Source organism: Rathayibacter sp. AY1E2 (assembly GCF_002932325.1).
GTDB lineage: Bacteria > Actinomycetota > Actinomycetes > Actinomycetales > Microbacteriaceae > Rathayibacter.
Genome location: NZ_PSVO01000001.1, coordinates 205,262 through 230,283, shown reverse-complemented (window position 1 = coordinate 230,283; position 25,022 = coordinate 205,262). Strand labels below are relative to the sequence as shown.

Genomic DNA, 25,022 nt, shown 5'->3' with positions numbered 1-25,022 from the left:
GCGGAGCGAGCCATCGCCCTGCAGGGCAACAGCACGGGGCTGCGGCCCCCCGGTCTCGAGGAGATGAGAAATGGCACACAAGAAGGGCGCGAGCTCCACTCGCAACGGTCGCGACTCGAACGCGCAGCGTCTCGGCGTCAAGCGCTTCGGCGGCCAGGTCGTGAACGCGGGCGAGATCATCGTCCGCCAGCGCGGCACCCACTTCCACCCCGGTGCGAACGTCGGACGCGGTGGCGACGACACCCTGTTCGCCCTCTCGGCGGGCGCTGTCGAGTTCGGCAGCAAGGGCGGCCGCAAGGTCGTCAACATCGTGGCGGCCGCCCAGTAGGGTCGACCTCCTCGGCCGCACAGGCACAGGACGCAAGGGGCGGGCTTCGGCTCGCCCCTTGCGCGTTTACCGGGGCACAGCCCCCCGGCGCCGGCATCCCGGCGCCGCACGCACTCACGGACGGATTCACACCATGGTCACCTTCGTCGACAACGTCACGCTGCATCTGCGTGCCGGCCACGGCGGCAACGGCTGCGTCTCCGTCCGTCGCGAGAAGTTCAAGCCGCTCGCCGGCCCCGACGGCGGCAACGGCGGGCACGGGGGCGACATCGTCCTCGTCGCCGACCCGCAGACGACGACGCTGCTCGCCTACCACCGCCACCCGCACCGCAGCTCCGAGAACGGCGGTCCCGGCATGGGCGACCACCGCGCGGGCGGGAACGGCGAGCTCATGGAGCTCCCCGTCCCGGTCGGCACGGTCGTCAAGTCGCCGGACGGCGACCAGCTGATCGACATGGACGAGCCCGGCCTCCGGTTCGTCATCGCTCCGGGCGGGCAGGGCGGGCTCGGCAACGCCTCTCTCGCCACCACGAAGCGCAAGGCGCCCGGCTTCGCGCTGCTCGGCACGCCGGGCTGGGAGGGCGACGTCGTCCTCGAGCTGAAGACCGTCGCGGACGTCGCGCTCGTCGGATTCCCCTCGGCGGGCAAGTCGAGCCTCGTCGCGGCGATCTCGGCGGCCAAGCCGAAGATCGCGGACTACCCGTTCACGACCCTCGCGCCCAACCTCGGCGTCGTGCAGGCGGGGGAGTCGCGGTTCACCGTCGCCGACGTGCCCGGTCTCATCGAGGGCGCGAGCGAGGGCAAGGGCCTGGGTCTGGAGTTCCTCCGCCACGTCGAGCGCTGCACCGCGCTCGTCCACGTGCTCGACTGCGCCACGCTCGAGCCCGGCCGCGACCCGCTGACCGACCTCGACATCATCCTCGGGGAGCTGGCGGCGTACCCCGTCGGCGACGGACAGGTGCCGCTGATCGAGCGCCCGCAGCTGATCGCGCTCAACAAGGTCGACGTGCCCGAGGCCCAGGAGCTGGCCGACTTCGTCCGGGCCGACCTCGAGGGCCACGGCTACCGCGTCTTCGAGATCTCGACGGTCAGCCACTCGGGACTCCGCCAGCTGACGTTCGCCCTCGCCGAGATCGTCGAGAAGCACCGCCTCGAGCTCGCCGCTGTGCCGCGGGTGGAGCGCATCACCATCCGCCCCCGCGCCGTGGACGAGAAGGACTTCGAGATCCGGGTCGAGGGCGGCTCGTACGGCAACGTCTACCGGGTCCTGGGCACCAAGCCCGTGCGCTGGGTGGCGCAGACCGACTTCACGAACGACGAGGCCGTCGGCTTCCTCGCCGACCGCCTGGCCAAGCTCGGAGTCGAGAACGGCCTCTTCTCGGCCGGAGCGGTCGCCGGCTCCACCGTCGTCATCGGCCCCGGCGACGGCGTCGTCTTCGACTGGGAGCCGACCCTCACCTCGACGGCCGAGCTCATCACCGCGCCCCGCGGAACGGACCTCCGCCTCGAGGACAACCGGCGCAAGACCCGCAACGAGCGTCGCGAGGACTACTTCGAGCGGATGGACGCCAAGGCCGAGGCGCGCGCGGAGCTCGAGCGCGAGCGCCAGGGCGGCGTCTGGCGCGTCGCTGACGAGGGCGACAGCACGGAGGCCGGCGAGGAGAGCTGACTCCCGCCGCCGGGGTCGTCTGCCTCTACACTGGCCGGATGCCGCAGACGACCCCCGACAGCAGTGCGCTGACCGAGCGGTTCGCCGCTTCCCGTGCCGCGTCGCGCTCCCTCCGCAGTGCGACCACCGACCTCAAGAACCGGGCTCTGCTCGCCATCGCCGACGCGGTGCGCTCGAGCGCCGAGCGCGTCGTCCCGGCGAACGAGCTCGACCTCCAGCGGGGTCGCGAGAGCGGGATGAGCGCGGGCCTGCAGGACCGCCTCCGCCTCGATGCGGCGCGCCTGGGGTCCCTCGCCGACGCCGTCGTCGCGGTCGTCGGGCTCACCGATCCGGTCGGGCAGACGGTGCGGGGATCGAACCTGCCCAACGGCGCCTCCCTCACCCAGGTGCGGGTCCCGTTCGGCGTGGTCGGAGCGATCTACGAGGCGCGCCCGAACGTCACCATCGACATCGCGGCGCTCTCCCTCAAGAGCGGGAACGCCGTGATCCTGCGCGGAGGCACGGCCGCGGAGAACACGAACCGCGTCCTGGTGGAACTGCTGCAGGAGGCCGTCGCCTCCGTCGGCCTGCCCGCCGAGCTGGTGCAGACGGTCGACGACCACGGCCGCGAGGGCGCGAAGGCCCTCATGCGAGCGCGCGGCTACGTCGACGTCCTGGTGCCGCGGGGGAGCGCGGGCCTCATCGAGTCGGTCGTGACGGAGTCGACGGTCCCTGTGATCGAGACGGGCGCCGGAGTCGTCCACGTCTTCCTCGACGCCAGTGCCGACGAGCAGTGGGCCGTGGACATCGTCCACAACGCCAAGGTGCAGCGTCCGAGCACCTGCAACGCCCTCGAGACCCTCCTCGTCCACCGCGACGCCGCCGAGCGCCTCCTCCCGCCCGTCCTCGGCCGGCTCGCGGAAGCGGGAGTGACCGTGCACGGCGACGAGCGCGTCGCGGCGCTCTGGCCCGACGCGGTGCCCGCCACCGATGAGGACTGGTCCGCGGAGTACTACTCGCTCGACGTCGCCGTCGCTATCGTCGACGACCTCGACGCCGCGATGGCCCACATCGACCGGTACTCCACCCACCACACCGAGTCGATCGTGACGAACGACCTCCGGAGCGCCGAGCGCTTCCTCGCCGAGGTCGACTCCGCGGTCGTGATGGTCAACGCCTCCACCCGCTTCACCGACGGCGGGGAGTTCGGGTTCGGCGCCGAGGTCGGCATCTCGACGCAGAAGCTGCACGCTCGGGGCCCCATGGGCCTTCCCGAGCTGACCAGCACGAAGTGGCTGCTGCGCGGCGCGGGACAGGTCCGCGCCTAGCGCCCGGACCGGCGATCCGGCGTCGAGCGGCGTCCGGGTAGACTCGTCGGAGCCCCGCCGGGGCGACCACGACCTCCAAGGAGCACTGCATGTCCCTCGCGACGACCGTCCTCGCCGAAGCAGCGGCCCACACGGAGCTGCCGTTCCCCCCGATCGTCTTCGGCCTGATCGCCGCCGTCGCTTTCACGGCCCTCGGCTTCGTCACCTGGAGCTACCGCGACGTGGCGAACCGCCACTCGCACAAGACCGGCGCCGGCTCCCACGACCAGCACGGTCACGGACACTAGGCGGGGAGCCCAGCGATCGTGACGTCCGCCGCGAGCGGAGGCCCGCGGCGTCCGCGCATCGGCGTGATGGGCGGCACCTTCGACCCGATCCACCACGGTCACCTGGTCGCCGCCTCCGAGGTGGCCCAGTCGTTCGACCTGGACGAGGTCGTCTTCGTGCCCACCGGCCAGCCGTGGCACAAGAAGACGGTGACCTCCGCCGAGCACCGGTACCTGATGACGGTGATCGCGACGGCGTCGAACCCGCGCTTCACCGTCAGCCGCGTCGACGTGGACCGGATCGGCACGACCTACACGATCGACACCCTGCGCGACATCCACGCCGCGCACCCCGACGCCGAGCTGTTCTTCATCACCGGCGCGGACGCGGTCGCTCAGATCCTGAGCTGGAAGGACTACGACGAGCTGTGGGAGCTGGCCCACTTCGTCGCCGTCAGCCGGCCGGGGCACGTCCTCAACGTTTCGGGATTGCCGGCCCAGGACGTATCCTTGTTGGAGATTCCGGCACTGGCGATCTCCTCGACCGACTGTCGGAGCCGCGTCAACCGGGGTCATCCGGTCTGGTACCTGGTTCCCGACGGTGTCGTCCAGTACATCTCGAAGCACCACCTGTATCGGAGCACGTCATGACAGTTCAGCCCGAGGAGAAGCCGCTCACCCGGCGCGAGATCCGCGAGCGCGAGAGGCGCGAGGCCGGTGCGGCCACGTCCGCCGCCGTTCCGACGACGTCCCGCCGAGCTGCCACCGCGACCGCCACCACCGCCGGCGACATGCCGGTGCTGACCCCCACCCAGGCCCTGCGGATCACCCCCGTCGAGCCGAGCCCCGCGAGCGAGCCCGACCTGCGCACCTCCTCGATGGAGATCGTCGCCACCGAGAACGCCACGGGCCGCCAGCTGACCCGTCGGGAGCTGCGCGCACTGCTGGCGCAGCAGCAGGCGGAGAAGGTCGCCGCCGCACCGGAGGCGGAGCCGCCCGCCGACGAGGAGCGGTCCGACGACGAGCGCTCCGACGACGTCGAGGGCGCCCTCGAGCGCGCCTCGGCGCTCCCGCCGACCGGGGCGGTCCCCGTGATCGAGGCGGCCGACGAGTCCCGTGATGCGGAGCCGGTGCCCGAGGGCGCAGCGGAGCAGGAGCCGGAGGGCGACGAGGACGTCGTCACCGAGGACGCCCCCGAGGCGTCCGAGGAGGAGGCGGACGAGTCCGCCACCGATGCGACCGCGGACGCCGACGAGGCCGAGGTGCACGAGGCCGAGATCGAGAGCTCCTCCTCCGACGACGAGACGCCGTCCGCGGACGCCTCCGACGAGCGGGACGCGGACGACGAGCAGCCGACGGCCGGCGAGCAGCCCGAGCAGCCGCACCTGAACACCGCGCTCTTCGCGTCGGTGGGCGGATCCCTCGATATCGCCGACGAGAAGGCCACCGAGATCACCGGGAGCTTCGAGCCGCCGATCGAGCACCTCGCCATCACCGAGGAACTCGACAGCAAGTCGAAGGAGGAGGTGGACGCCTCGTTCGACTCCCTCATTGCGAGCGGAGTCGCCGCCACCGGTGCCGTCACCACCACCAACGCGCTGATCCTGCCGACCACGGGCCCCGGCGCGACCGTCGGCACGGACACGGGGGAGATCCTCGTCACCGGCTCGTTCGACCTCCCGCGCAGCCTCGGCTCCACGGGCCAGCACCCGAACCTCTACGACTCGCCCGATGTGGACCGCTACGTCGACCGCATCGACCGCGAGCAGCCCGTCGGCGAGTCCGAGCCGGTCCGGGCGTCCAGCGCCGTCTCCACCCACGCCGCCGGCACTTCGATGATCGCGCCGCAGAAGCGCGCCGGCGTGAGCGTCCCGGTGGTCCTCGCGATCACCGCGGCCGTCCTGCTGGTCGGCGCGATCGCGCTGTTCATCGGCGGCTTCGTGCTCAACATCTTCTGATCTCCACCACCGACACTGAAGGCTTCATGACTGCGACCGATTCCGCCCGCGCCCTGCTCCAGCTCGCGGCCACCGCCGCCGACTCCAAGGGCGGTGAGGACCTCGTCGCCCTCGACGTCTCGGGGCCGCTGCCGCTGGTCGACATCTTCCTCCTCGCCACCGGCCGCTCCGAGCGCAACGTGGTCGCGATCGCGAACGAGGTGGAGGACCGCCTGAACGACTCCGGCGCCAAGCTGCTGCGCCGCGAGGGCCGTGCGGAGGGCCGCTGGATCCTCCTCGACTTCGGCGACCTCGTCGTGCACGTCTTCCACGAGGAGGACCGCATGTACTACTCGCTCGAGCGCCTCTGGAAGGACTGCCCGACGGTGCCGTTCACCCTCGAGCAGCCCGTCGCCGTCGACTCGTCGACGTCCTCGAACTGACGAACACGCCCGGCGACAGCGCTCGATTTCACTTCACGCGAATCGTGTTGTAGTTTATTCGAGTTGCTTCCGCCGGGCGGAGACAGCGCAGGACAGCACGAAGCAAGACAGAACACAACATGGGTCCGTGGCGCAGCTGGTAGCGCACCTGCATGGCATGCAGGGGGTCAGGGGTTCGAATCCCCTCGGATCCACCGAACAGGTCCGCACTCCTCCGGGAGTGCGGACCTTCGTCGTTCCCGGCGATACAGGGTCCGGCGCCGTCCTGTCCGGCGCCGTCCTGTCCGGCTCAGGCCGGTCAGGCCAGCCAGGACCGTGCCCGTCCGGCCGCCAGGTCCCCCTGCTGGTCACGCACGCGTCGGCCCGACCGGCTCCACATGGCCGCCGCATCCGGCGAGGAATCCGGAGAGCTCGCCCCAGGCGTCCTCCCCGATCGTGGTGCTCGGGCGTCGTGCGAGGTCGGCCAGAGCGTCCGTCAGCTCGTCGACTCCCGTCATGATCCTCGTCCGTGCCGCTCCCGTACCCTGCCATCCGGGCGCGTACGTCCTGACGTCGGGGTGGCTGTAGAGCACGGCCGTCTCGAACCACGGCGTGGGCAGTCCGTGCAGGGCCAGGTGCTCCTTGAACCTCGCGGCCTGGATCCGGACCTGCCGGGCCGGGACGTGCTGCTCGACATGGGTGCGCACCGTCCAGCGCGACGCCGTCCCCGGTGCGATCTGAACCGCGAAGGCCTCGGGCAGGGCGTCCTCGTCGAGGAGGACGCCGTAGGAGGGGTGGACGGTACCGGGTCGCACGCCGTCGAAGACGACCCCCTGCCAGTACTTGGCCTCGATGATGAGCGCGCCGTGCCGGGTGAGCAGCAGATGGTCGATCTGCGCGAGGAAGCGGCGCGTCGTGCGCGGGTCGACCGGTACGAAGACGACGTTCGTGGCGAGGACGCCGGACAGCCCCGCCGAGGCGCACGCCTCCCGGATCAGGGTGTGCGAGACGGCCTCGCTGCTCCAGGTCCTGGCAAGCGCGTCACGGGTCTGCTCGGCCTCCTCCTGCGCCGTCTCGAGCTCGGTCCGACTGAGGTCGCGCTCGGCGTCGCGCGCGCCCGTCAGTGCCTTCAGCGCCGCCTCGTGGCTCCGGTCGCGCTCGGTGATCGTTCGCTGGTGCTCCTCCGAGGCCTCCTTCGCGGCCTGCTCCGCCGCCGCTCCCGCCGCAGTGCGCCGTCGGCGGCCGACGACGACCGTGATGAGGAGGGCCAGGAGCAGGGCGGCCGCGACGGCCCAGGGCAGGTACTCGTTCATGGTCCCCAGGCAAGCACGGACCACCGACCGTGCGCCGCGACGGCTCCCGATCGCGCCGCTCGGCAGACTGGCCGCAGTGCGCTCGCTCGTGCCAACTCCGGACGTCTTCGTCGGCGTCCGCCTGCGCGCGCGGGCGGAGACCCCGACCCTGCGCCGGCCGATCGCGCGGGCGGAGCCCTACCGCCGCCCGGCGGACGCGATGCGTGACCAGCACGAGGTCCGGCGGACCGGCGTCGAGGGCACGCTGCTGGGCATCGTCGGCCCGCAGCCGTTCCAGGGGATCAGCGTCGCCGGCCTGCACACGCATGTCGTCGACACCACCGGCGGGATCGGCGGTCACGTGCTCGCCGCCTCCGGAGTCGCGGGCCTGATCGAGATCGAGCAATACGGCGGCATCACCGTCCGCCTGCCGGAGTCGGACGACCACCTGCGAGCCGACCTCGACGCGGCGGCCGACGCAGACGCCGCGATCCGCGCCGTGGAGACCGACCACCCGCGCTGAGCGGCCCTACCCTGGACGCATGCCCTCACTGCGCGACGTCCATGCCGTCATCGACCGTCTCTGGCCGGAGGCGGCCGCCGAGAGCTGGGACGCGCCCGGCCTGGTCACCGGCGACCCCGACGCCGCGGTGGAGCGGATCCTGCTCACGGTCGACGTGGTCTCCGACACCGTCGCGGAGGCCGTCGACGGCGGATACCAGCTCCTGGTCGCGCACCACCCGCTGCTGCTGCGCGGCGTCACCTCGATCGCCGAGGACGGCTACAAGGGCCGCCTGCTCGCGGACCTCATCCGGGGCGGCTGCGCACTGATCTCGGCCCACACGAACGCCGACATCGTCGCGGACGGGGTCTCGGACGTGATCGCCACCCGCCTCGGCCTGACCGGCGCGACTCCGCTCGTCCCGGGCGCCGACCCGTCGGTCGGGCTCGGCCGAGTGGGCGACCTGCCCGAGGAGGTGACGCTCGGACGCCTGGCCGGAGCCGTGGCCGAGCTCCTGCCGGCCACCGCAGGGGGAGTGCGGGCCGCGGGCGCCTACGAGACGCCCGTGCGCCGCGTGTCGCTCTGCGGGGGAGCGGGGGACTCCCTCCTGGACGCCCCCGCCGTCCGCACGAGCGATGTCTTCATCACCGCCGACCTCCGGCACCACCCGGCCTCCGAGGCGCGCGAGAAGGCCCTGCACGGCACCGGCCCCGCCCTCATCGACGTCTCGCACTGGGCGAGCGAGTGGCTGTGGCTCGACGTCGCCGCGACCGCGCTGCGGGAGGCCCTGCCCACGGTCACCGTCGAGGTGAGCGAGACCCGCACCGACCCGTGGGATTTCGCGATCGTGCACTGACCCGCCGCGGGCACGGGAGAATGGACGCGGCGCGCCCGTACTGCGCGCCGGGAACGAGGACCGCCACGTGAAAGCCAGCCCCGCACACCAGCGCGAACTCCTGACTCTGGCGAGTCTGGACACGAGGGGCGCGCAGCTGCGCCACGCCCTCGCGACGCTCCCGCAGATCGCGCGGATCCAGGCGATGCAGGCCCGCGACAACGAGACCCGCCGCTCCCTCGCCGAGCGCACAGGGCGCCTCGAGGACGTGCGCACCGAGCTCGGGCGCATCGAGTCCGACGTCGGCGTGGTCGAGAAGCGGCTCACCCGCGATCGCGACCGCCTGCAGACCGCATCCGCGGCCAAGGACATCGCCGCGCTCGAGAGCGAGATCACCTCCCTCGTGAAGCGGCGGGGAGACCTCGAGGACATCGAGCTGACCCTGATGGAGCGGATCGAGGGCATCGAGTCCGAGGTCGCCGCGGCTCAGGCCGAGCGCGACGAGGTCGTCGCCTCGCTCGGGACCCTCGCCGAGGAGCGCGACGCGCAGGCCGAGAAGCTCCGCGACAAGCAGGAGGCGCTCGCCCGGGACCGGGCGGACCTGGTGACGACCCTTCCGGAGGACCTGGTCGAGCTGTACGAGAAGCAGCGCGCCCGCTACGGAGTCGGCGCGGCCCTCCTCCGCGGGAAGGTGTCGGAGGGGAGCGGCGTGGCCCTCACCGAGTCGGACCTCTCCTGGATCCGCGCCTCCGCTCCCGACGAGGTCGTCCTCTGCCCCGACAGCGGCTGCATCCTGGTGCGCGGCGAGGAGTCCACCCTCGCCTGAGACGTACACTGGACGGGCGAACGGGCCGGCAAGACGGTCGCGTCACCGCGGCGAGAGTCGTGGTGCCGAGGAACGTCCGGGCTCCGCAGAGCAGGGCGGTGGGCAACACCCACCCGGGGCGACCCGCGAGACAGTGCCACAGAGAACAGACCGCCGTCGGCTCCGGCCGGCGGTAAGGGTGAAACGGTGGTGTAAGAGACCACCAGGGGCCGGAGTGATCCGGTCCGCTCGGTAAACCTCGCCCGGAGCAAGGTCAGACAGAGGACGATGCGGCTGCTCGTCGGGTCCTCGGGTAGACCGCTGGAGGGTCACGGCGACGTGGCTCCGAGAGAGATGGCCGTCCAGCGCCCGCCGAGAGGCGCGGCGTGAACAGAACCCGGCGTATCAGCCGACCCCTTCGCCACGAGATGCCCCGCCCCGGCGGGGCATCTCGCGTCTCCGCCGGTTTCTTCGCGCTCCCGCCCGCAGTCAGCGCGACGGCCTGCGGGGGCGGTTCCCGGGTCTCGATACACCCTTGCGCGGCTACTCGCTGAGACTGGCGCAGTCCATCTCTCCCGCTGCCTCCTGCGGACGAAGCGGTGCATCACGACGTCCGGCAGGCGACGATCCCGGAGGACGGTCCCGAGACGCCGCTGCGGATCGACCGCCGAGGACCAGGTGCCCCGCCCCGTCGTGGCTCACCGCGACGACTGGACCCCGAAGGTCCGATCACGCCCGTGCTCCACGGCGCCACGCACGAGGCGAACCGGCGAAACGCGTGCCGGCGTTTCGCCGTAGCCGTCCGCACCCCGCTCCCCGGAACGCGTCACCTCCCGAGGCCGACCGCGCCTCGGCGGGCGGGGACCGCCGAGGAAGAAGACTCAGCCCCGCCCTGCGAGCGCGGCCGCGCCGAGGATGCCGGCGTTGTTGCGGAGCGCCGCCGGGATGATCGGGGTGCGCAGGTCGAGCAGCGGGAGGAACTCGTCGTGGTGCTTGGAGATGCCGCCGCCGACGATGAAGAGATCGGGCCAGAGCAGCGCCTCGAGGTGGGAGTAGTAGCGCTGCAGGCGCTTCGCCCAGTGCTTGTAGTCGAGGTCGTCGCGCTCCTTGGCGGCGAACGAGGCCTTCTTCTCGTAGTCGCCGCCGTGGATCTCGAGGTGGCCGAGCTCAGCGTTGGGGATGAGGATCCCGTCGTGGATCTGCGCCGTCCCGATGCCGGTGCCGAGGGTGGTCATGATGACCAGGCCCTCCTTGTCCTTCGCCGCTCCGAAGCGCGACTCGGCGTAGCCCGCCGCATCGGCGTCGTTGACGAAGAAGATGTTCCGGCCGATCGCGTCCTCGAACAGCTTCTCGGCCTCGAGGCCGATCCACTCGTCCGACACGTTCGCCGCCGACATCGTCCGTCCGTGGACGACGACGGCGGGGAAGCAGATGCCGACCGGGGTGTCCGAGGGCAGGTCCGGGATCTTCTCGAGGATCTGCTGGACGGTGGCGACGATGTCCTTCGGCGTGCCGCCCGGGGGAGTGGCGAGCTTCATCCGGTCGCTGAGCAGAGTGCCCGCGGCCAGGTCCACCGAGGCCCCCTTGATGCCCGTTCCCCCGATGTCGATTCCGATGGCGGTCGCCGCAGCAGTCATAGCGGCCATGCTAGCGAAGGGCGGGGGTGCGGACCGACGCGGGCTGCGGCGTAGGATCGCGGCATGGCTGACGGCGACGCGAACTCCTGGTGGTACAACCTCAAGGCCGGCACGGTGGAGCAGGGATTCGTGTCCCCCTCCGTCGACCGGGTGGGACCCTTCTCCTCTCGCGAGGAGGCGGAGCACGCCCTCGAGCGGCTGCACGAGAACAGCCGCAAGTGGGCCGAGGAGGACGCCGCCGAGGACCGCTGACCGCGGCTACTCGTAGCTGTGCTCGGCGCCGGGGTAGGCGCCGGACTCCACGTCGTCCCGGTACGCGGTGACCGCTCCGGTGAGCACGCCGCGCAGATCCGCGTACTGCTTCACGAAGCGGGGGATGCGGCCGGTGGTGAATCCGGCGAAGTCCGTCCACACGAGCAGCTGTCCGTCGACGTGCGGTCCCGCTCCGACTCCGATCGTCGGGATGCGCAGCTCCTCCGTCACCTGACGTGCCGCGTCCGCGGGCACCATCTCGAGGACGACGGCGAACGCCCCGGCCTCCTGGACGGCTCGCGCGTCGGCGAGCAGCTGCTCGATGCCCTCGCCGCGCCCCTGGACCATGTGGCCGCCGAGCCCGTGCTCGCTCTGCGGCGTGAAGCCGATGTGCGCCATCACGGGGATGCCCGCCTCGACGATGCGCCGGATCTGCTCGGCGGAGCGGACCCCGCCCTCGAGCTTCACCGCGTGCGCGTGCGTCTCCTTCATGAAGCGGAACGCCGTGTGCAGCGCGTCGTCGGCACCCGACTCGTAGGAGCCGAAGGGCATGTCGGCGACGACGAAGGCGCGCTCGACGGCTCCGGCGACGGCACGCGCCAGCGGGATGAGCTCGTCGACGGTGACGGGCAGAGTGGTGTCGTAGCCGAGCACCGTGTTGCCGGCGGAGTCGCCCACGAGGAGGAAGTCGATCCCGGCGTCGTCGAAGATCTTCGCCGTCAGCTGGTCGTAGCTGGTCAGCCCGGTGATGCGGACACCGGAGTCCTTCGCGTTCTGGAAGTGGCGGGTTCGAACGCGTTTCACGGGCTGCGCTGACATGGGCGCCAGTCTACGGCGCGCCTCGGGCGCCCCGCGGGCCCCGGTCGGAGGCAGTAGCCTGAGGGTCGAAACAGGAGGGGTCTGGATGGACAAGCAACGGGACTTCGTTCTTCGCACCATTGAAGAGCGAGGGATCAAATTCGTTCGCCTCTGGTTCACCGACGTCGTCGGCACGCTGAAGTCGGTCGCGATCGCGCCGGCCGAGGTGGAGGGCGCGTTCGCGGAGGGGCTCGGCTTCGACGGCTCCGCCATCGAGGGCCTCACCCGCTCCTTCGAGGCCGACGTCCTCGCGCATCCGGACCCGTCGACCTTCCAGATCCTCCCGTGGCGCGGAGAGATCGACCCGACGGCGCGGATGTTCTGCGACATCACCACGCCGGACGGCCAGCCCGCCGTCGCCGACCCGCGTAACGTGCTCAAGCGCACGCTGGCGAAGGCGGCCGAGCGCGGGTTCACCTTCTACACGCACCCCGAGATCGAGTTCTACCTCCTCAAGTCGTCGTCCTTCGGCGCCGAGGGTCCGGAACCGGTCGACTCCGCCGGGTACTTCGACAACGTCCCCGGAGGCACGGCGCACGACTTCCGCCGCCGCTCCGTGCGCATGCTGGAGGATCTGGGCATCTCGGTCGAGTTCAGCCACCACGAGGCGGGCCCCGGCCAGAACGAGATCGACCTCCGCTACGCGGATGCGCTCACGACGGCCGACAACATCATGACCTTCCGCACCGTGATCAAGGAGGTGGCGATCGAGCAGGGCGTCTACGCGACGTTCATGCCGAAGCCGCTCTCCGGGCACCCCGGCTCGGGCATGCACACGCATCTCTCGCTCTTCGAGGGCGACGTGAACGTGTTCTACGAGCAGGGCGCCCAGTACCAGCTCTCGAAGCTCGGCCGTCAGTTCATCGCGGGCCTGCTCAAGCACGCCCCCGAGATCACCGCCGTGACGAACCAGTTCGTCAACTCCTACAAGCGGCTCTGGGGCGGCGACGAGGCGCCCAGCTACGTCTCGTGGGGCCACAACAACCGGTCCGCCCTCGTGCGCGTCCCGCTCTACAAGCCCAACAAGGGGCAGTCGTCGCGCATCGAGTACCGGGCGCTGGACTCCGCGGCGAACCCCTACCTTGCGTACTCGCTGCTCCTGGCGGCCGGGCTGAAGGGCATCGAGGAGGGCTACGAGCTCCCGGCCGAGGCCGAGGACAACGTGTGGGCCCTGTCGGACGCGGAGCGCCGGGCGCTCGGCTACGGCGCCCTGCCCGCCAGCCTCGACCGCGCCATCTCGCTGATGGAGGAGTCCGAGCTCGTGGCCGAGACGCTCGGCGAGCAGGTGTTCAACTTCGTGCTGCTCAACAAGCGGAAGGACTGGGCCGAGTACCGCGCCCAGGTCACGCCGTACGAGCTGCGCAGCAACCTCGAGATGCTCTGACGCCTCGGCCATGCCCCGCGAACGCTCCCTCCGCGATGTCGCACGCCTCGGCTTCGCCGCGCTCGGCGAGACCGGGGCGCGGCTGGCCGAGGCGGAGGAGCTCGCCGGGCGGCAGCTCGAGTCGGTGCTGCCCTCCTTCGCCCGGGTGGCGGATCCGGACGAGGCGCTGCTCGCTCTGATCGACCTGCTGCGACGGCACCGCGACAGCATGGACGCGGTCCTCGCCGACGACGAGGCCCTGACCCGGCTGCTTCTGGTGGTGGGGGCCTCCTCCGGCCTCGCCGACTTCCTCCAGCGCCGGCCCGACGAGCTGGCCAGCGTGCTCGAGCCGGTGCGCACGCTCCCCGGGCGCGCCGAGATGAAGGCCGAGCTGCTCGAGTCGGTCGGCGCCGTCGACGGCTTCTCGTCGGTCCGGGAGGAGGCGGGCTGGACGGCGCTGCGCGTGCGGTACCGCCGCCTCCTCACCAGGATCGTCGTCCACGACCTGAGCCAGGCCGACCCCGTCGCGGCCATCGACCGGGTGACGAGGGCGCTGGCCGACCTCGCCGGAGCCACGCTGGAGGCGTCCCTCGCCGTGGCGCGGACCGAGCTGGTCGAGGGCACGGGCCCGGGCCGCTTCGGCCGGGACGAGGTCGCCGCCACCCGCTTCGCCGTCATCGGCATGGGCAAGGCGGGAGCGTCCGAGCTCAACTACGTCAGCGACGTCGACGTGATCTTCGTCGCCGAGGGCGACCCGGAGAAGGAGCTGACGAACGCCCGTGCGATCGACGTCGCCACCCGGCTCGCCGTGCTCCTCATGCGCGGAACCTCTGCGCTGGCGATGGAGCCGGAGCTCTGGGAGGTCGACCCGAACCTGCGCCCGGAGGGCAAGCAGGGCGCGCTCGTGCGCACCCTCGAGTCGCACATCACTTACTACGACCGGTGGGCGAAGAGCTGGGAGTTCCAGGCGCTGCTCAAGGCGCGTCCGCTCGCCGGCGACCAGGAGCTGGGGCGGGCGTACGTCGACGCGGTCGCGCCCAAGGTCTGGTCGAGCGCCTCCCGCGAGAACTTCGTCGAGTCGGTGCAGCGGATGCGGGAGCGGGTCACCGAGAACATCCCGCAGAACGACGTCCACTACCAGATCAAGCTCGGGCCCGGCGGCCTGCGCGACATCGAGTTCACGGTGCAGCTGCTCCAGCTCGTCCACGGGCAGACCGACGACGAGATCCGCATGCCCGGGACTCTGCTCGCCCTGGGCGCCCTCGCCGACCGCGGGTACATCGGCCGCTCCGCCGCGGAGGAGTTCGCGCAGGACTACCGAGCACTCCGGCTGCTCGAGCACCGCCTCCAGCTGCGGCGCCTGCGACGCACGCACCTGATGCCGCGGGACGAGCACGAGCTGCGGACCCTCGCCCGCTCCAGCGGGCTCGCCCGCACGGCGGAGGAGCTGCTGAGCGTCTGGAACGGGATCAAGCACCGCGTCCGGGGCCTGCACGAGCGCCTGTTCTACCGTCCGCTGCTCTCCGCGGTCGCCGCGCTCTCCGACGGCGGCGCCGAGCTGTCCACCGGCCAGGCGGAGGCGCGCCTCGCCGCCATCGGCTTCGCGGACGCCCGCGGGGCGCTCGGCCACATCGCCGCGATGACCTCGGGCGTCTCGCGTCGCGCGAGCATCCAGCGCCACCTCGTGCCGGTGATGCTGCAGTGGTTCGCCGACGGACCGGACCCCGACTACGGCCTGCTCGCGTTCCGGCGCCTCAGCGACGCACTGGGCGGGACGCCCTGGTTCCTCCGGATGCTGCGCGACTCGTCCGGAGCCGCCAAGCGGCTCACCACGGTGCTCTCCGGATCGCGCTTCGTCGGCGAGCTGCTCGACCGCATCCCGGAGTCGGCGGCCTGGCTCGAGGACGACGACGCCCTCCGCCCCCGTAGCGCCGCCCAGCTCGCCGAGGAGGTGCGCGCCGTGCTCGCCCGGCACGAGACGCCCGACGCGGTCGCCTCGGTCCTCCGCTCGATGCGCCGGCGCGAGGTGCTGCGGACCGCCATGGGGGGCGTGCTCGGTCTCAGCTCGATCGAGGAGATCGCGACCAGCCTCACCGACATCATCAGCGCACTGCTGGGCGGCGTGCTCGCCGCCATCCGGCGCGGCAGTGCGACCCGGCCCGGCGCCGACGCGGAGTTCGCGATCATCGGCATGGGCCGGTACGGGGGAGCGGAGCTGGGCTTCGGCTCCGACGCCGACGTGATGTACGTCCAGCGCCCCGGAACCGCCGAGCCGCACCAGGCACAGCTCTACTCGCAGTTCGTCGTCGCCGAGCTGGTCCGGCTCACGGAGGACTCCCGCCTGCCGCTCGACCTCGACGCCGACCTGCGGCCCGAGGGCAAGAACGGGCCTCTCGTGCGCTCCCTCGACTCCTACCGCGCCTACTACGCCCGCTGGTCGCTGACCTGGGAGGCTCAGGCGCTGCTCCGGGCGCGGGGAGTGGCGGGGGACCAGGCGCTCATCGAGGACTTCGAGGAGCTGGCCGACGGGGTCCGCTACCCGGGAGCGGTCTCCGACCGCGACATCCGCGAGGTGAAGCGGATCAAGGCACGGGTCGAGAGCGAGCGCCTGCCGCAGGGCGCCGACCCCCGCCGTCACCTCAAGCTCGGCCGTGGATCGCTGAGCGACGTCGAGTGGCTGGTGCAGCTCCTCCAGCTGCAGCACGCGCGGCGGACCCCGGCGCTGCGGACCACCTCGACCCTCACCGCCCTCGCGGTCGCGGAGGAGGAGGGCATGGTCGGCCCGCAGGACGCGGAGCGGCTGCGCGCCGCGTGGATCCTCGCGTCCCGTGTCCGCTCGGGCACCACGCTCTGGGGCAACCGCACCAGCGACGTCCTCCCGACCGACCGCCGGCAGCTCGAGGGCGTCGCGCGCCTGCTGGAGTACCCGGCCGGGTCCGCGACGGCGCTCGAGGACGACTACCTCGGCGTGACCCGCCGCTCCCGCGCGGTCTTCGAGCGCCTGTTCTACGGGCCGGCCGCGGGAGACGCTCCCTCCTACCGCTGACGCCCGCGCGCCGGAGACGGCGAAGGGCCGCCCCTCCGAGGAGGAACGGCCCTTCGGCAGTGCTGCGGGATCAGACCCCGTAGTACAGCTCGAACTCGAACGGGTGAGGACGCTGCGCGAGGGGCTTGATCTCCTTCTCGCGCTTGTACTCGATCCAGGTGTCGATGAGCTCCTGAGTGAACACGCCGCCCTGGAGGAGGAAGTCGTGGTCGGCCTCGAGGGCGTCGAGCGCCTCGCCCAGGGTCGCGGGGACCTGCGGGATGAGCTTCGCCTCCTCGGGGGGCAGCTCGTAGAGGTCCTTGTCGACCGGCTCGTGCGGCTCGATGCGGTTCTTGATGCCGTCGAGGCCCGCCATCAGCTGGGCGGCGAACGCGAGGTACGGGTTGCCGGAGGCGTCGGGCGCACGGAACTCGATGCGCTTGGCCTTCGGGTTCGTGCCCGTGATCGGGATGCGGATGGACGCGGAGCGGTTGCCGGCCGAGTAGACCAGGTTGACCGGCGCCTCGAAGCCCGGGATCAGGCGGTGGTACGAGTTGACCGTCGGGTTCGTGAACGCGAGGACGGCGGGGGCGTGCTTGAGCAGGCCGCCGATGTACCAGCGCGCGAGGTCCGAGAGACCGCCGTAGCCGTTCTCGTCGTAGAAGAGCGGCGTGCCGTCGTTCCACAGCGACTGGTGGGTGTGCATGCCCGAGCCGTTGTCGCCGAAGAGCGGCTTCGGCATGAACGTGGCGGTCTTGCCCCACTGCTCGGCCGTGTTCTTGACGATGTACTTGAACTTCAGGATGTCGTCCGCCGCGTGGACCATCGTGTCGAAGCGGTAGTTGATCTCGGCCTGGCCGCCGGTACCCACCTCGTGGTGCGAGCGCTCGAGGATGAGGCCGGCGTCGATCAGCTTGAGGCAGATGTCGTCGCGGAGGTCGGCCTGCTTGTCGACGGGGCTCACCGGGAAGTAGCCGCCCTTGTAGGGCGTCTTGTTGCCGAGGTTGCCGCCCTCCTCGACGCGTCCCGAGTTCCAGGCGCCCTCGACCGAGTCGACGGAGTGGAACGCGGAGTTCTGCGTGATCTCGTAGCGGACGTCGTCGAAGATGTAGAACTCCGCCTCGGGAGCGAAGAACGCGGTGTCGGCGATGCCGGTCGACGCGAGGTACTTCTCGGCCTTCTTCGCGACCTGACGCGGGTCCTTGGAGTAGATCTCGCCGTTGCGCGGGTTGTAGATGTCGAAGACGAGGATCAGCGTGCGCTCGACGCGGAACGGGTCCACGTAGGCGGTGGTCACGTCAGGGATCAGCTGCATGTCCGATTCGTGGATGTTCGCGAATCCGCGGATCGAGGACCCGTCGAAGAGCTGACCGACGGAGAAGAACTCCTCATCGACAGTCGAGGCGGGGATGTTGAAGTGCTGCTGGACACCGGGGAGATCGGTGAACCGGATGTCGAGGAACTTGACGTCCGTGTCCTTGATGAACGAGAGCACCTCGGAAGAATCTTTAAACATGCAAAGGTCTCCAATGGCGTAACGGGGTGCTGCAGAGCGCAGCCGTTCCAGGGTAGTGACGGGGGGTTTCCCCACCGTGTCCCTGTTGTTTCCGACATGTTACGGGGCCCGTCCGGGGTCGGGCTCCACGTCGCCTGCCGGACCACCCGCTCCTCGGTCCGCTCCGAGACGCCGCGGATAGGATCGGAGGATGCCAGCCGCCGACCGCAGGACCTTCGCCGACGCCGCCCCGAGCTCGTACCCGGGAGAGCGTCTCGGCCTCCCCCGAGAGGGTCGCCTCTCGGTCGGACGGTCCGGCCGCCGCATCGCCGCCCTGGCCGTCGACTTCGCCGTCGCCGCTCTGCTGTCGCTCGCGTTCTTCGACTACGACCGCTGGGCGAGCCTGCTGCTGTTCGTCCTGCTGCAGGTCGTCTTCATCCCCACCATCGGCGGCAGCATCGGGCACCGCCTGCTCGGGATGCGCGTCATCCGTCTCGGCGGGGGCTGGGTCGGCGTGTGGCGCCCGATCGTGCGCTCGGTGCTGCTGGCCGTGCTGGTGTCGGCGCTCGTCTGGGACTCGGATCAGCGCGGCTTCCACGACAAGGTGGCCGGGACGGTTCTCGTCCGCTACTGACGGGCGCCGCCGACGGAGCAGGCCGGCCGGGAGAGATCCCGACCGGCCTGTCGCCTCGTGCGTCAGCGCGATCGCTGAGGGCGCACCTTGAAGGGGTCGACGCCCTTCGGGATGGGCAGCGACGTGTTGAGCGAGGAGAGCCGGTTCTTCACCGCGAGGACCTCGGCCTTGGTGAGGACCTTCTTCGTCTTCGAGAGGCGGCTCGGCACCTTGTGCAGCGGAGTCGCATCGGCGTCGGAGCCGACGTGCACGAAGGTGACGGGGACGTTCGGCAGGATCCGCGACACCTTGCGCCGCTCGTCCTCGAGCATGCGCTTGGTCCGGGAGGCGGGGCCCTCCGCGATCAGCACGACGCCTCCGCGGCCGACGGCGCGGTAGACGGCGTCCTGGGTCTTGCCGTTGACGGCGACGGGCATCTCGCCGCCGGTCCAGGTGCCGCGCAGTCCGCTGCGCAGGACGGCGCCGACCGCGCCGGGCTGCCCGGCGATCTGCCCGTAGGCGGCGCGCTCGGCGCGGCGCGAGAGCACGGCGAGTCCGGCGACCAGGCCGGCCATCACGCCCACGATGATCCACAGCGCGATCACGAAGCCGTTGCCGTTGCCGAGCAGGATGCCGAGGAGCACGCCGAGCAGGATCGGGAGCAGGAGCGCGAGGAGGATGATCCAGACGGCGCTGCTGTCGTAGCGGCGGGTCATCTGGAACACCTGCCACATCTGCTTGAGACGTCCGGGTTCCTTGACCGCCTTCGTCGACGGTTCCGTGCTGCGTGCCATGACGTCAAGGATACCGAGCGGGAGCGCGGCGGCGGACCCCGGACGCGGATCCGACTCCTCCACAGAGGGCACGTGCGCCGATCCCTCCACCGATCGGGATCGGCGGGCGTCCTCCGCCCCGACCTGCGGTCAGGCTCGCCTCATGACGAGCAGCGGGACGGTCCAGGGCCGGAGGATCGGCGGAGCGCGGACGGGGAGGCGGCGGACGCCTGCGCCGGACGCCGCACCGTCGGCCGAGCGGACGATGCGGCCGCGGGAGGCCGAGGCGCTGCAGGCGTCGCCGGTGGCTCGGCTCGCCGAGCACCGCCACCGCGAGAGCATCGTCCGGGTGGAGTCGTCTCCAAGGAGGTGCATCGTGTCGACCGCCCCTCCCGTCGTCGCCACGCTCGAGAGGTTCCTGCGGGTCGAGCGGGGGATCGGACTCGGCGCCGCGGTCACCCTCCTCGCCCCCGTGGTGGGCGCGGTCCGCTCGGCCGCGCTCGAGGGAGCATGGCTGGCTCCGACGACGGACGACATCGGCTTGACGGAGGAGGGTCGGCCCCTGCTGCTGCTGACGACGCCCGCCGTCGACACCCCGCGTGCGGCGCGCGACGCGCTGCAGCGGGTCCTGGAGCGCCTCGGGATGCTCTGCCCGGAGCTGCCGGTCGCCGCCCTCGCGCGGCACCGCGACCTTCTGGCGCTGGAAGGCAACCTCTACGGACTCGCGGATCCGCAGGGGATAGGCGAGGCGGTGCGGGCCCTGCCGACGTCCGGCGCGGATGCACGGGGTCGGGAGGCGGTGCCTGCTCCGACTGCCCGGCACCGGCGGGTCCACCCGCTCGACGGCTGGCAGGACCGCCTCCGGGCGTTCGTCGTCCGGCGTCGGGGACCGCTCTCGGTCGGGACGGCGATCGTGCTGGGAGCGGTGCTCGCCGGTTCGCTCGCGGGCGGGCCCGATCGGCAGGTGCAGGATGCGGAGGCGTCGACCGCAGCCGCGCCCGTTCCGGCTCGGTCGGCTCCGCCGGCGGTGGCGACCGCGGCACCGCCGGCTCCGGTCGCGGCGACCTCACTCGACGCCGAGCAGGCGGCGGAGGTGCTGATCGACGCGGTGCGCGCGTGCGGGGACCGGGAGTGCGCCCGCGGTCTGGTCACGGCGGACTCGCCGCTCGGCGACGAAGCGGACGGCCCCGCCTCCGCTGTCCCGGCGACGGGGGAGGCGTCGGCCGTCCTCGTCGACGTGAACGGGGCATCGGCGGTCGTGCAACTCAGGACGGCCCCGGGGACGACAGCGGCCTCCGTCCTGATCATCAGGACGGAGGCCGGCTGGCTCATCCGCGACGTCTACACCGGAGCGGCCTCGTGAGAGGCGCGCTCAAGGGGAGCGCCTCAGATGCCGAGGTCGTTCTCGAACGAGCCCTCCTCGAGGCGCTCCTTGATCGCGACCAGGAAGCGCGCCGCGTCGGCTCCGTCGACCGTGCGGTGGTCGTACGAGAGCGCGAGGAAGACGGTCGAGCGGATCGCGATGGCGTCAGCACCGTCCACCTGCACGACGGCCGGCTTCTTGGTGACGATGCCGGTGCCGAGGATCGCGGTCTGCGGCAGGAACACGACGGGAGTGTCGAACAGGGCCCCGCGTGAACCGGTGTTGGTCAGCGTGAAGGTGCCGCCGGCGAGCTCATCGGGCTTCAGCTTGTTGTTGCGGGTGCGCTCGGCCAGGTCTCCGATGGTGGAGGCGATCTGCGCGAGGTTCAGCTCGGACGCGTTCTTGAGGACCGGGGTCAGCAGGCCGCGCTCGGTGTCGACGGCGATGCTGATGTTCTCGTGGTCCGGGTAGACGATCGACTCGCCGTCGAGGGTCGAGTTGATCACCGGGTAGGCCTTGAGCGCCTCGGCCGCCGCGAGGGCGAAGAACGGGAGGAAGGACAGCTTGGCGCCGGTCTTCTCCTGGAAGCTCTTCTTGACCGAGTCGCGGAAGCGGGCGACCGCCGTGACGTCGACCTCGATGACCGAGGTGAGCTGGGCGCTCGTCTGCATCGACTCGACGGCGCGCTGCGCGAGGACCTTGCGCAGGCGCGACATCGGCTGCGTGGTGCCGCGGAGGGGCGACGTCTCGAGCGGGGTGCGCGCGGCCTTGGCGGCTGCGGCGGCGGGCGCCGAGACCGGGGCGGGAGCCTCGGCGTCGCTCTCGGCGTCCACCGACGGGGTCGCCTCGTCAGTGGCCTCGGTCTCGGCGGCCTGGACCTCGGGGGCCTCCTCGGCGGGAGCCTCGGGCTCGGACGCCGACGCGGCTCCGGAGCCGTTTCCGATGCGCACCAGCTCGGCGCCGACCTCGACGGTCTCGTCCTCCTGGACGAGGATCTCCTCGATCACTCCCGCGACGGGCGACGGGATCTCGGTGTCGACCTTGTCGGTCGAGACCTCGAGCAGGGGCTCGTCCACCTCGACGCGGTCCCCGACGTTCTTCAGCCAGCGGGTGACCGTTCCTTCCGTGACACTCTCTCCGAGTGCCGGGAGGCTGACGGATTCGCTCATGAGCCTGTCTCCTTAAGACGCTTGTGTTTCGATGTCCAGCTTACTGATGCGGAAGCGGCGGGTCGCCGCACCGCAGTGGTTCTACAGGGCGTGCAGCGGCTTCCCGGCCAGAGCGAGGTGCGCCTCGCCGAGCGCCTCGTTCTGAGTGGGGTGCGCGTGCACGAGGGGCGCGACGTCCTCGGGGTGCGCCTCCCAGTTCACGATGAGCTGAGCCTCGCCGATCAGCTCGCCGACGCGGGCTCCGACCATGTGCACGCCGACGACGGGGCCGTCGACCAGGCGCACGACCTTCACGGAGCCGGTGGTCCCGATGATCGTGCTCCGGGCGTTGCCGCCGAGGCCGTAGTCGTACACGGCGACGCGCTCGGCGCCGTACTCGGCGATCGCGCGGGCCTCGCCGAGGCCGACGGAGGCCACTTCGGGGTCGCTGTAGGTCACCTTCGGGACGTTGACGTCCCTGACGACCTGCGGCCCCAGACCGGCGATCTCCTCCGCGACGAAGATCCCCTGCTGGAAGCTCCGGTGCGCGAGCTGGAGCCCCGGCACGATGTCGCCCACGGCGTACACGCCGGGGACGGAGGTCTGCAGGCGCTCGTCGGTCAGCACGTAGCCGCGGTCGAGGCGGACCCCGGCCTCCTCGAGGCCGATGCCCGCGGTCACCGGGCCGCGGCCGACGGCGACCAGCAGGATCTCGCCCTCCACCGTGGCGCCGCTCTCGAGCGACACGGAGACGCCGCCCTCGCTCTGCGAGACCGACGCGACGCGGGATCCCAGCTGGAAGGCGATGCCCCGCTTGCGGAAGGCGCGCTCCAGCTGCTTGCTGACGCTCTCGTCCTCGTTGGGGACGAGGTGGGGGAGGGCCTCGACGATCGTGACCTCGGCGCCGAACGAGCGCCAGACGCTCGCGAACTCGACGCCGATCACTCCGCCGCCCAGGACGACGACGCTCGCGGGCACGTGGTCGAGCTCGAGAGCCTGGTCGCTCGTCAGGATGCGGCCGCCGATCTCGATCCCGGGGAGGGTGCGGGAGGCGGACCCGGTGGCGACGACGACCGACGCGCCGTGGAGCACGTGCTCACCGACCGTCACGGTGCCCGGCGCGGTGAGGCGGCCCTCGCCCGTGACGACCGTGATGCCGCGCGAGGACACGAGGCTCTGGAGCCCCTTGTACTTGCCGGCGACGACGCCTTCGCGGTAGCGCGTGACGCCAGCCATGTCGATCCCGGTGAAGCTCGAGAGCACGCCGTACTTCTCTCCCTCGCGGGCGCCGTCCGCCAGCTCGGCGGCGTGCAGCAGGGCCTTGGTGGGCACGCACCCGCGGTGCAGGCAGGTGCCGCCGAGCTTGTCGCGCTCCACGAGCGCGACGCTCATCCCGAGCTGCGTCGCCCGGAGGGCCGCCGCGTACCCGCCGCTGCCACCTCCGAGCACGACCAGGTCGTAGCGCTCTTCCGACACCCAGTGACTCCCTCGCGACGTGCGGTCCCGCTTCCCGGCCGACCGGCTCCGGCGCTGAGCGCCGAGCGGATCGGGAGGGGGGACGAGGCGGGATCTCCCGCCCCGTCGACCCTACTACGCGCTCGCGAAGCGCTCGGCCAGGGCGATCAGCGCGCGCACCGAGACCCCCGTGGCGCCGGCTCCGGTGAAGCCGTAGCCGCCGCCTCCGTTGCTCGAGGGGCCGGCGATGTCGAGGTGCGCCCACGGGATCGTGGTCGCGTCCTCGCCCTCGCCGCGCTTCCCGACGAACTCGCGGAGGAAGTGGCCGGCGAGGAGCATGCCGCCGGCGGTGTTGCCCGGCTTGACGTTCGCGATGTCGGCGATGTCCGAGTTGAGCAGCGGTCGCAGCTCCGCGGGGAGGGGCATCTGCCAGAAGGGCTCTCCCGCCGCGCGGGCGGCGTCGAGGACGCGGGAGACCAGCTCGTCGTCGCCCAGAGCGCCGACGGTCCGGTTGCCGAGGGCGACCACGGAGGCGCCGGTCAGCGTCGCGACGTCGATGATCGCATCGGGCTGCTCCTCGCTGGCGGCGACGAGGCCGTCGGCGAGCACCAGCCGGCCCTCGGCGTCGGTGTTCAGCACCTCCACCGTGGTCCCGCCGCGCACGGTGAGCACGTCGTCCGGGCGGATCGCGGTCCCGGAGGGGAGGTTCTCGGCGATGCAGAGCCAGGCGGTCGCGCGGAGCGGGAGGCCGAGCTCCGCGATGGCGCGCACGACGGCGTACACGGTCGCCGCGCCCGCCATGTCGGTCTTCATCCCGATCATCGAGGCCGGCGGCTTGAGCGAGAGTCCGCCGCTGTCGAAGGTGATGCCCTTGCCGACCAGGGCGAGGTGGGTGCTCGCGCCCTCGGGCGCGTAGGCGACCTTCACGAGGCGGGGTGGGCGGGAGGATCCGCTGCCGACTCCGAGGATGCCGCCGAACCCCTCCTCCGCGAGGGCCTCCTCGTCCCAGACGGTGACCTCGAGGGGCAGTCCCTCTGCGCCGGTCTGCACGGCCTCGGCCAGCGTCTGCGGGTAGAGGTGCGACGGGGGAGTGTTGACGAGGTCCTTCACCGTGCCGACCGCGCGGCCGAGCACGAGCGCCCGGTCCAGGACGGCGGGGTCGGCCGACTCGCCGCCGCCCAGCAGGACGACGTGCTCGACGGGCGCCTTCGCCGTGGCGGCGGTGCTGCCGCGGAAGGCGGTGAAGGAGTAGGAGCCGAGCGCGGCGCCCTCGGCGACCGCGGCGAGCGTGCCGTCGGAGCCGGCGGGGAGGGAGAGGGCCACGGAGGCGGACCCCGCGAGCAGGCGGACGGCGGCGCCCGCGGCGTTCCGCAGCGCGGTGTCGTCGGGCTCCGCCGAGCCGAGTCCGGCGAGCACGATCACTCCGGCACGGACCGAGGACGGCACGCGCACGAGCGTCTCGGCCGCGCCGGTCGCGCCGAGCGCGCTCAGCGCGGGGGCCAGCTCCTCGAAGCCCTCCGCACCGACGAGCCGGGGACCGTCGGGTCCCGGGGCGACGCCGAGGACGAGGGCGTCGGTGTCGATGTCGGAGGCGGGAACGGTCGAGTACTCGAGAGAGGAGAGGGGCATGGCGGCAATGCTAGGCGCTGTTCGCTGAGGGCTCAGCGGACCCGGCCG

General features: G+C 71.8%; 23 protein-coding genes, 1 tRNA gene and 1 other RNA gene. 17 read left to right on the top strand and 8 right to left on the bottom strand.

Annotation, left to right across the window (positions count from 1 at the left end):
• Window positions 1-70: 70 nt before the first annotated feature.
• The 8 genes from rpmA to C5C49_RS00965 all read left to right on the top strand — a co-directional run bounded on the left by rpmA (window position 71) and on the right by C5C49_RS00965 (window position 6,144).
• The gene (gene rpmA, locus C5C49_RS01000; protein WP_068209107.1) at window positions 71-328 is read left to right on the top strand and encodes a 50S ribosomal protein L27; all 258 of its coding nucleotides are present in this window, start codon (window positions 71-73) and stop codon (window positions 326-328) included.
• Window positions 329-461: 133 nt separating this feature from the next.
• Window positions 462-1,997, top strand: a complete 1,536-nt coding sequence (gene obgE / locus C5C49_RS00995) for a GTPase ObgE (RefSeq protein WP_104345210.1) — start codon at window positions 462-464, stop codon at window positions 1,995-1,997.
• A 38-nt stretch (window positions 1,998-2,035) separates the two neighbouring features.
• Window positions 2,036-3,304 carry a glutamate-5-semialdehyde dehydrogenase gene (locus C5C49_RS00990; RefSeq protein WP_104345209.1) on the top strand — a complete coding sequence of 423 codons (1,269 nt, stop codon included), beginning with the start codon at window positions 2,036-2,038 and terminating at the stop codon, window positions 3,302-3,304.
• Window positions 3,305-3,393: 89 nt separating this feature from the next.
• On the top strand, window positions 3,394-3,591 hold the full coding sequence (locus C5C49_RS00985) for a hypothetical protein (protein WP_104223679.1): 198 nt from the start codon (window positions 3,394-3,396) through the stop codon (window positions 3,589-3,591).
• Between the two features lie 18 nt (window positions 3,592-3,609).
• On the top strand, window positions 3,610-4,221 hold the full coding sequence (nadD, locus tag C5C49_RS00980; protein ID WP_104223678.1) for a nicotinate-nucleotide adenylyltransferase: 612 nt from the start codon (window positions 3,610-3,612) through the stop codon (window positions 4,219-4,221).
• Window positions 4,218-5,528 (top strand): hypothetical protein, encoded by a 1,311-nt coding sequence (locus C5C49_RS00975; RefSeq protein WP_104345208.1) that lies wholly within the window; start codon window positions 4,218-4,220, stop codon window positions 5,526-5,528. Before nadD ends, C5C49_RS00975 begins: the two co-directional genes overlap by 4 nt.
• Window positions 5,529-5,554: 26 nt before the next feature.
• On the top strand, window positions 5,555-5,950 hold the full coding sequence (gene rsfS / locus C5C49_RS00970; protein WP_104223676.1) for a ribosome silencing factor: 396 nt from the start codon (window positions 5,555-5,557) through the stop codon (window positions 5,948-5,950).
• Window positions 5,951-6,071: 121 nt separating this feature from the next.
• A tRNA-Ala gene (locus C5C49_RS00965) sits at window positions 6,072-6,144 on the top strand.
• A gap of 153 nt (window positions 6,145-6,297) precedes the next feature.
• Here the strand turns inward: C5C49_RS00965 and C5C49_RS00960 are convergent.
• Window positions 6,298-7,242 (bottom strand): nuclease-related domain-containing protein, encoded by a 945-nt coding sequence (locus C5C49_RS00960; RefSeq protein ID WP_104345207.1) that lies wholly within the window; start codon window positions 7,240-7,242, stop codon window positions 6,298-6,300.
• Between the two features lie 76 nt (window positions 7,243-7,318).
• Between C5C49_RS00960 and C5C49_RS16810 the strand changes: the two genes are divergently transcribed.
• The 4 genes from C5C49_RS16810 (at window position 7,319) to rnpB (ending at window position 9,784) form a co-directional block, all read left to right on the top strand.
• Window positions 7,319-7,744 carry an acetolactate decarboxylase gene (locus tag C5C49_RS16810; protein WP_181135678.1) on the top strand — a complete coding sequence of 142 codons (426 nt, stop codon included), beginning with the start codon at window positions 7,319-7,321 and terminating at the stop codon, window positions 7,742-7,744.
• A 19-nt stretch (window positions 7,745-7,763) separates the two neighbouring features.
• Entirely contained in the window at window positions 7,764-8,579 is an 816-nt protein-coding gene (locus tag C5C49_RS00950) for a Nif3-like dinuclear metal center hexameric protein (RefSeq protein ID WP_104223674.1), read from the top strand.
• Between the two features lie 67 nt (window positions 8,580-8,646).
• A complete protein-coding gene (locus C5C49_RS00945) occupies window positions 8,647-9,384 on the top strand; it encodes a zinc ribbon domain-containing protein (protein WP_104239181.1) in 738 nt (245 codons plus the stop codon).
• 21 nt (window positions 9,385-9,405) lie between these two features.
• An RNA gene (rnpB, locus tag C5C49_RS00940) (RNase P RNA component class A) lies at window positions 9,406-9,784 on the top strand.
• A 460-nt stretch (window positions 9,785-10,244) separates the two neighbouring features.
• Here the strand turns inward: rnpB and ppgK are convergent.
• Window positions 10,245-11,000 (bottom strand): polyphosphate--glucose phosphotransferase, encoded by a 756-nt coding sequence (gene ppgK / locus C5C49_RS00935; RefSeq protein WP_104239180.1) that lies wholly within the window; start codon window positions 10,998-11,000, stop codon window positions 10,245-10,247.
• A gap of 63 nt (window positions 11,001-11,063) precedes the next feature.
• On the opposite strand from ppgK, the gene C5C49_RS00930 reads away from it, so the two are divergent.
• The gene (locus tag C5C49_RS00930) at window positions 11,064-11,252 is read left to right on the top strand and encodes an SPOR domain-containing protein (RefSeq protein ID WP_104223671.1); all 189 of its coding nucleotides are present in this window, start codon (window positions 11,064-11,066) and stop codon (window positions 11,250-11,252) included.
• Between the two features lie 6 nt (window positions 11,253-11,258).
• On the opposite strand, the gene panB is transcribed toward C5C49_RS00930, so the two are convergent.
• Window positions 11,259-12,071: a 3-methyl-2-oxobutanoate hydroxymethyltransferase gene (gene panB, locus C5C49_RS00925; RefSeq protein WP_104226711.1), complete on the bottom strand. Its 813-nt coding sequence runs from the start codon at window positions 12,069-12,071 to the stop codon at window positions 11,259-11,261.
• Between the two features lie 85 nt (window positions 12,072-12,156).
• On the opposite strand from panB, the gene C5C49_RS00920 reads away from it, so the two are divergent.
• Window positions 12,157-13,494: a glutamine synthetase family protein gene (locus C5C49_RS00920; protein ID WP_068253236.1), complete on the top strand. Its 1,338-nt coding sequence runs from the start codon at window positions 12,157-12,159 to the stop codon at window positions 13,492-13,494.
• Window positions 13,495-13,504: 10 nt separating this feature from the next.
• Window positions 13,505-16,519, top strand: coding sequence for a bifunctional [glutamine synthetase] adenylyltransferase/[glutamine synthetase]-adenylyl-L-tyrosine phosphorylase (locus tag C5C49_RS00915; protein ID WP_104345206.1), 3,015 nt, complete (start codon window positions 13,505-13,507; stop codon window positions 16,517-16,519).
• Between the two features lie 70 nt (window positions 16,520-16,589).
• Here C5C49_RS00915 and glnA read toward each other — a convergent pair whose 3' ends face one another.
• A complete protein-coding gene (gene glnA, locus C5C49_RS00910; protein WP_104223668.1) occupies window positions 16,590-18,014 on the bottom strand; it encodes a type I glutamate--ammonia ligase in 1,425 nt (474 codons plus the stop codon).
• Between the two features lie 190 nt (window positions 18,015-18,204).
• Here glnA and C5C49_RS00905 point away from each other — a divergent pair, with 190 nt between their 5' ends.
• Entirely contained in the window at window positions 18,205-18,627 is a 423-nt protein-coding gene (locus C5C49_RS00905) for an RDD family protein (RefSeq protein WP_104345205.1), read from the top strand.
• Window positions 18,628-18,689: 62 nt separating this feature from the next.
• On the opposite strand, the gene C5C49_RS00900 is transcribed toward C5C49_RS00905, so the two are convergent.
• The gene (locus C5C49_RS00900) at window positions 18,690-19,400 is read right to left on the bottom strand and encodes a DUF4191 domain-containing protein (protein WP_104223728.1); all 711 of its coding nucleotides are present in this window, start codon (window positions 19,398-19,400) and stop codon (window positions 18,690-18,692) included.
• 355 nt (window positions 19,401-19,755) lie between these two features.
• On the opposite strand from C5C49_RS00900, the gene C5C49_RS00890 reads away from it, so the two are divergent.
• Entirely contained in the window at window positions 19,756-20,742 is a 987-nt protein-coding gene (locus tag C5C49_RS00890; RefSeq protein WP_104345203.1) for a hypothetical protein, read from the top strand.
• Between the two features lie 23 nt (window positions 20,743-20,765).
• Here C5C49_RS00890 and C5C49_RS00885 read toward each other — a convergent pair whose 3' ends face one another.
• From C5C49_RS00885 to C5C49_RS00875, 3 genes are all read right to left on the bottom strand, one after another.
• Window positions 20,766-21,911, bottom strand: a complete 1,146-nt coding sequence (locus C5C49_RS00885; RefSeq protein ID WP_104345202.1) for a 2-oxo acid dehydrogenase subunit E2 — start codon at window positions 21,909-21,911, stop codon at window positions 20,766-20,768.
• Between the two features lie 81 nt (window positions 21,912-21,992).
• Window positions 21,993-23,366 (bottom strand): dihydrolipoyl dehydrogenase, encoded by a 1,374-nt coding sequence (gene lpdA, locus C5C49_RS00880; protein WP_104345201.1) that lies wholly within the window; start codon window positions 23,364-23,366, stop codon window positions 21,993-21,995.
• Between the two features lie 114 nt (window positions 23,367-23,480).
• Window positions 23,481-24,974: a leucyl aminopeptidase gene (locus tag C5C49_RS00875; RefSeq protein ID WP_104345200.1), complete on the bottom strand. Its 1,494-nt coding sequence runs from the start codon at window positions 24,972-24,974 to the stop codon at window positions 23,481-23,483.
• Between the last annotated feature and the right edge of the window lie 48 nt (window positions 24,975-25,022).

Bases quoted from the DNA above. Each gene is read 5' to 3' on its own strand.
- C5C49_RS00990 (WP_104345209.1), top strand. From the start codon at position 2,036: ATGCCGCAGACGACCCCCGACAGCAGTGCGCTGACCGAGCGGTTCGCC.
- glnA (WP_104223668.1), bottom strand. From the start codon at position 18,014: ATGTTTAAAGATTCTTCCGAGGTGCTCTCGTTCATCAAGGACACGGAC.
- C5C49_RS00900 (WP_104223728.1), bottom strand. From the start codon at position 19,400: ATGGCACGCAGCACGGAACCGTCGACGAAGGCGGTCAAGGAACCCGGA.
- C5C49_RS00875 (WP_104345200.1), bottom strand. From the start codon at position 24,974: ATGCCCCTCTCCTCTCTCGAGTACTCGACCGTTCCCGCCTCCGACATC.
- ppgK (WP_104239180.1), bottom strand. From the start codon at position 11,000: ATGACTGCTGCGGCGACCGCCATCGGAATCGACATCGGGGGAACGGGC.
- C5C49_RS00885 (WP_104345202.1), bottom strand. From the start codon at position 21,911: ATGAGCGAATCCGTCAGCCTCCCGGCACTCGGAGAGAGTGTCACGGAA.
- panB (WP_104226711.1), bottom strand. From the start codon at position 12,071: ATGTCAGCGCAGCCCGTGAAACGCGTTCGAACCCGCCACTTCCAGAAC.
- C5C49_RS00975 (WP_104345208.1), top strand. From the start codon at position 4,218: ATGACAGTTCAGCCCGAGGAGAAGCCGCTCACCCGGCGCGAGATCCGC.
- C5C49_RS00985 (WP_104223679.1), top strand. From the start codon at position 3,394: ATGTCCCTCGCGACGACCGTCCTCGCCGAAGCAGCGGCCCACACGGAG.
- rpmA (WP_068209107.1), top strand. From the start codon at position 71: ATGGCACACAAGAAGGGCGCGAGCTCCACTCGCAACGGTCGCGACTCG.
- C5C49_RS00920 (WP_068253236.1), top strand. From the start codon at position 12,157: ATGGACAAGCAACGGGACTTCGTTCTTCGCACCATTGAAGAGCGAGGG.
- rsfS (WP_104223676.1), top strand. From the start codon at position 5,555: ATGACTGCGACCGATTCCGCCCGCGCCCTGCTCCAGCTCGCGGCCACC.
- obgE (WP_104345210.1), top strand. From the start codon at position 462: ATGGTCACCTTCGTCGACAACGTCACGCTGCATCTGCGTGCCGGCCAC.
- C5C49_RS00930 (WP_104223671.1), top strand. From the start codon at position 11,064: ATGGCTGACGGCGACGCGAACTCCTGGTGGTACAACCTCAAGGCCGGC.
- C5C49_RS00950 (WP_104223674.1), top strand. From the start codon at position 7,764: ATGCCCTCACTGCGCGACGTCCATGCCGTCATCGACCGTCTCTGGCCG.
- C5C49_RS00960 (WP_104345207.1), bottom strand. From the start codon at position 7,242: ATGAACGAGTACCTGCCCTGGGCCGTCGCGGCCGCCCTGCTCCTGGCC.
- C5C49_RS00915 (WP_104345206.1), top strand. From the start codon at position 13,505: ATGCCCCGCGAACGCTCCCTCCGCGATGTCGCACGCCTCGGCTTCGCC.
- C5C49_RS00905 (WP_104345205.1), top strand. From the start codon at position 18,205: ATGCCAGCCGCCGACCGCAGGACCTTCGCCGACGCCGCCCCGAGCTCG.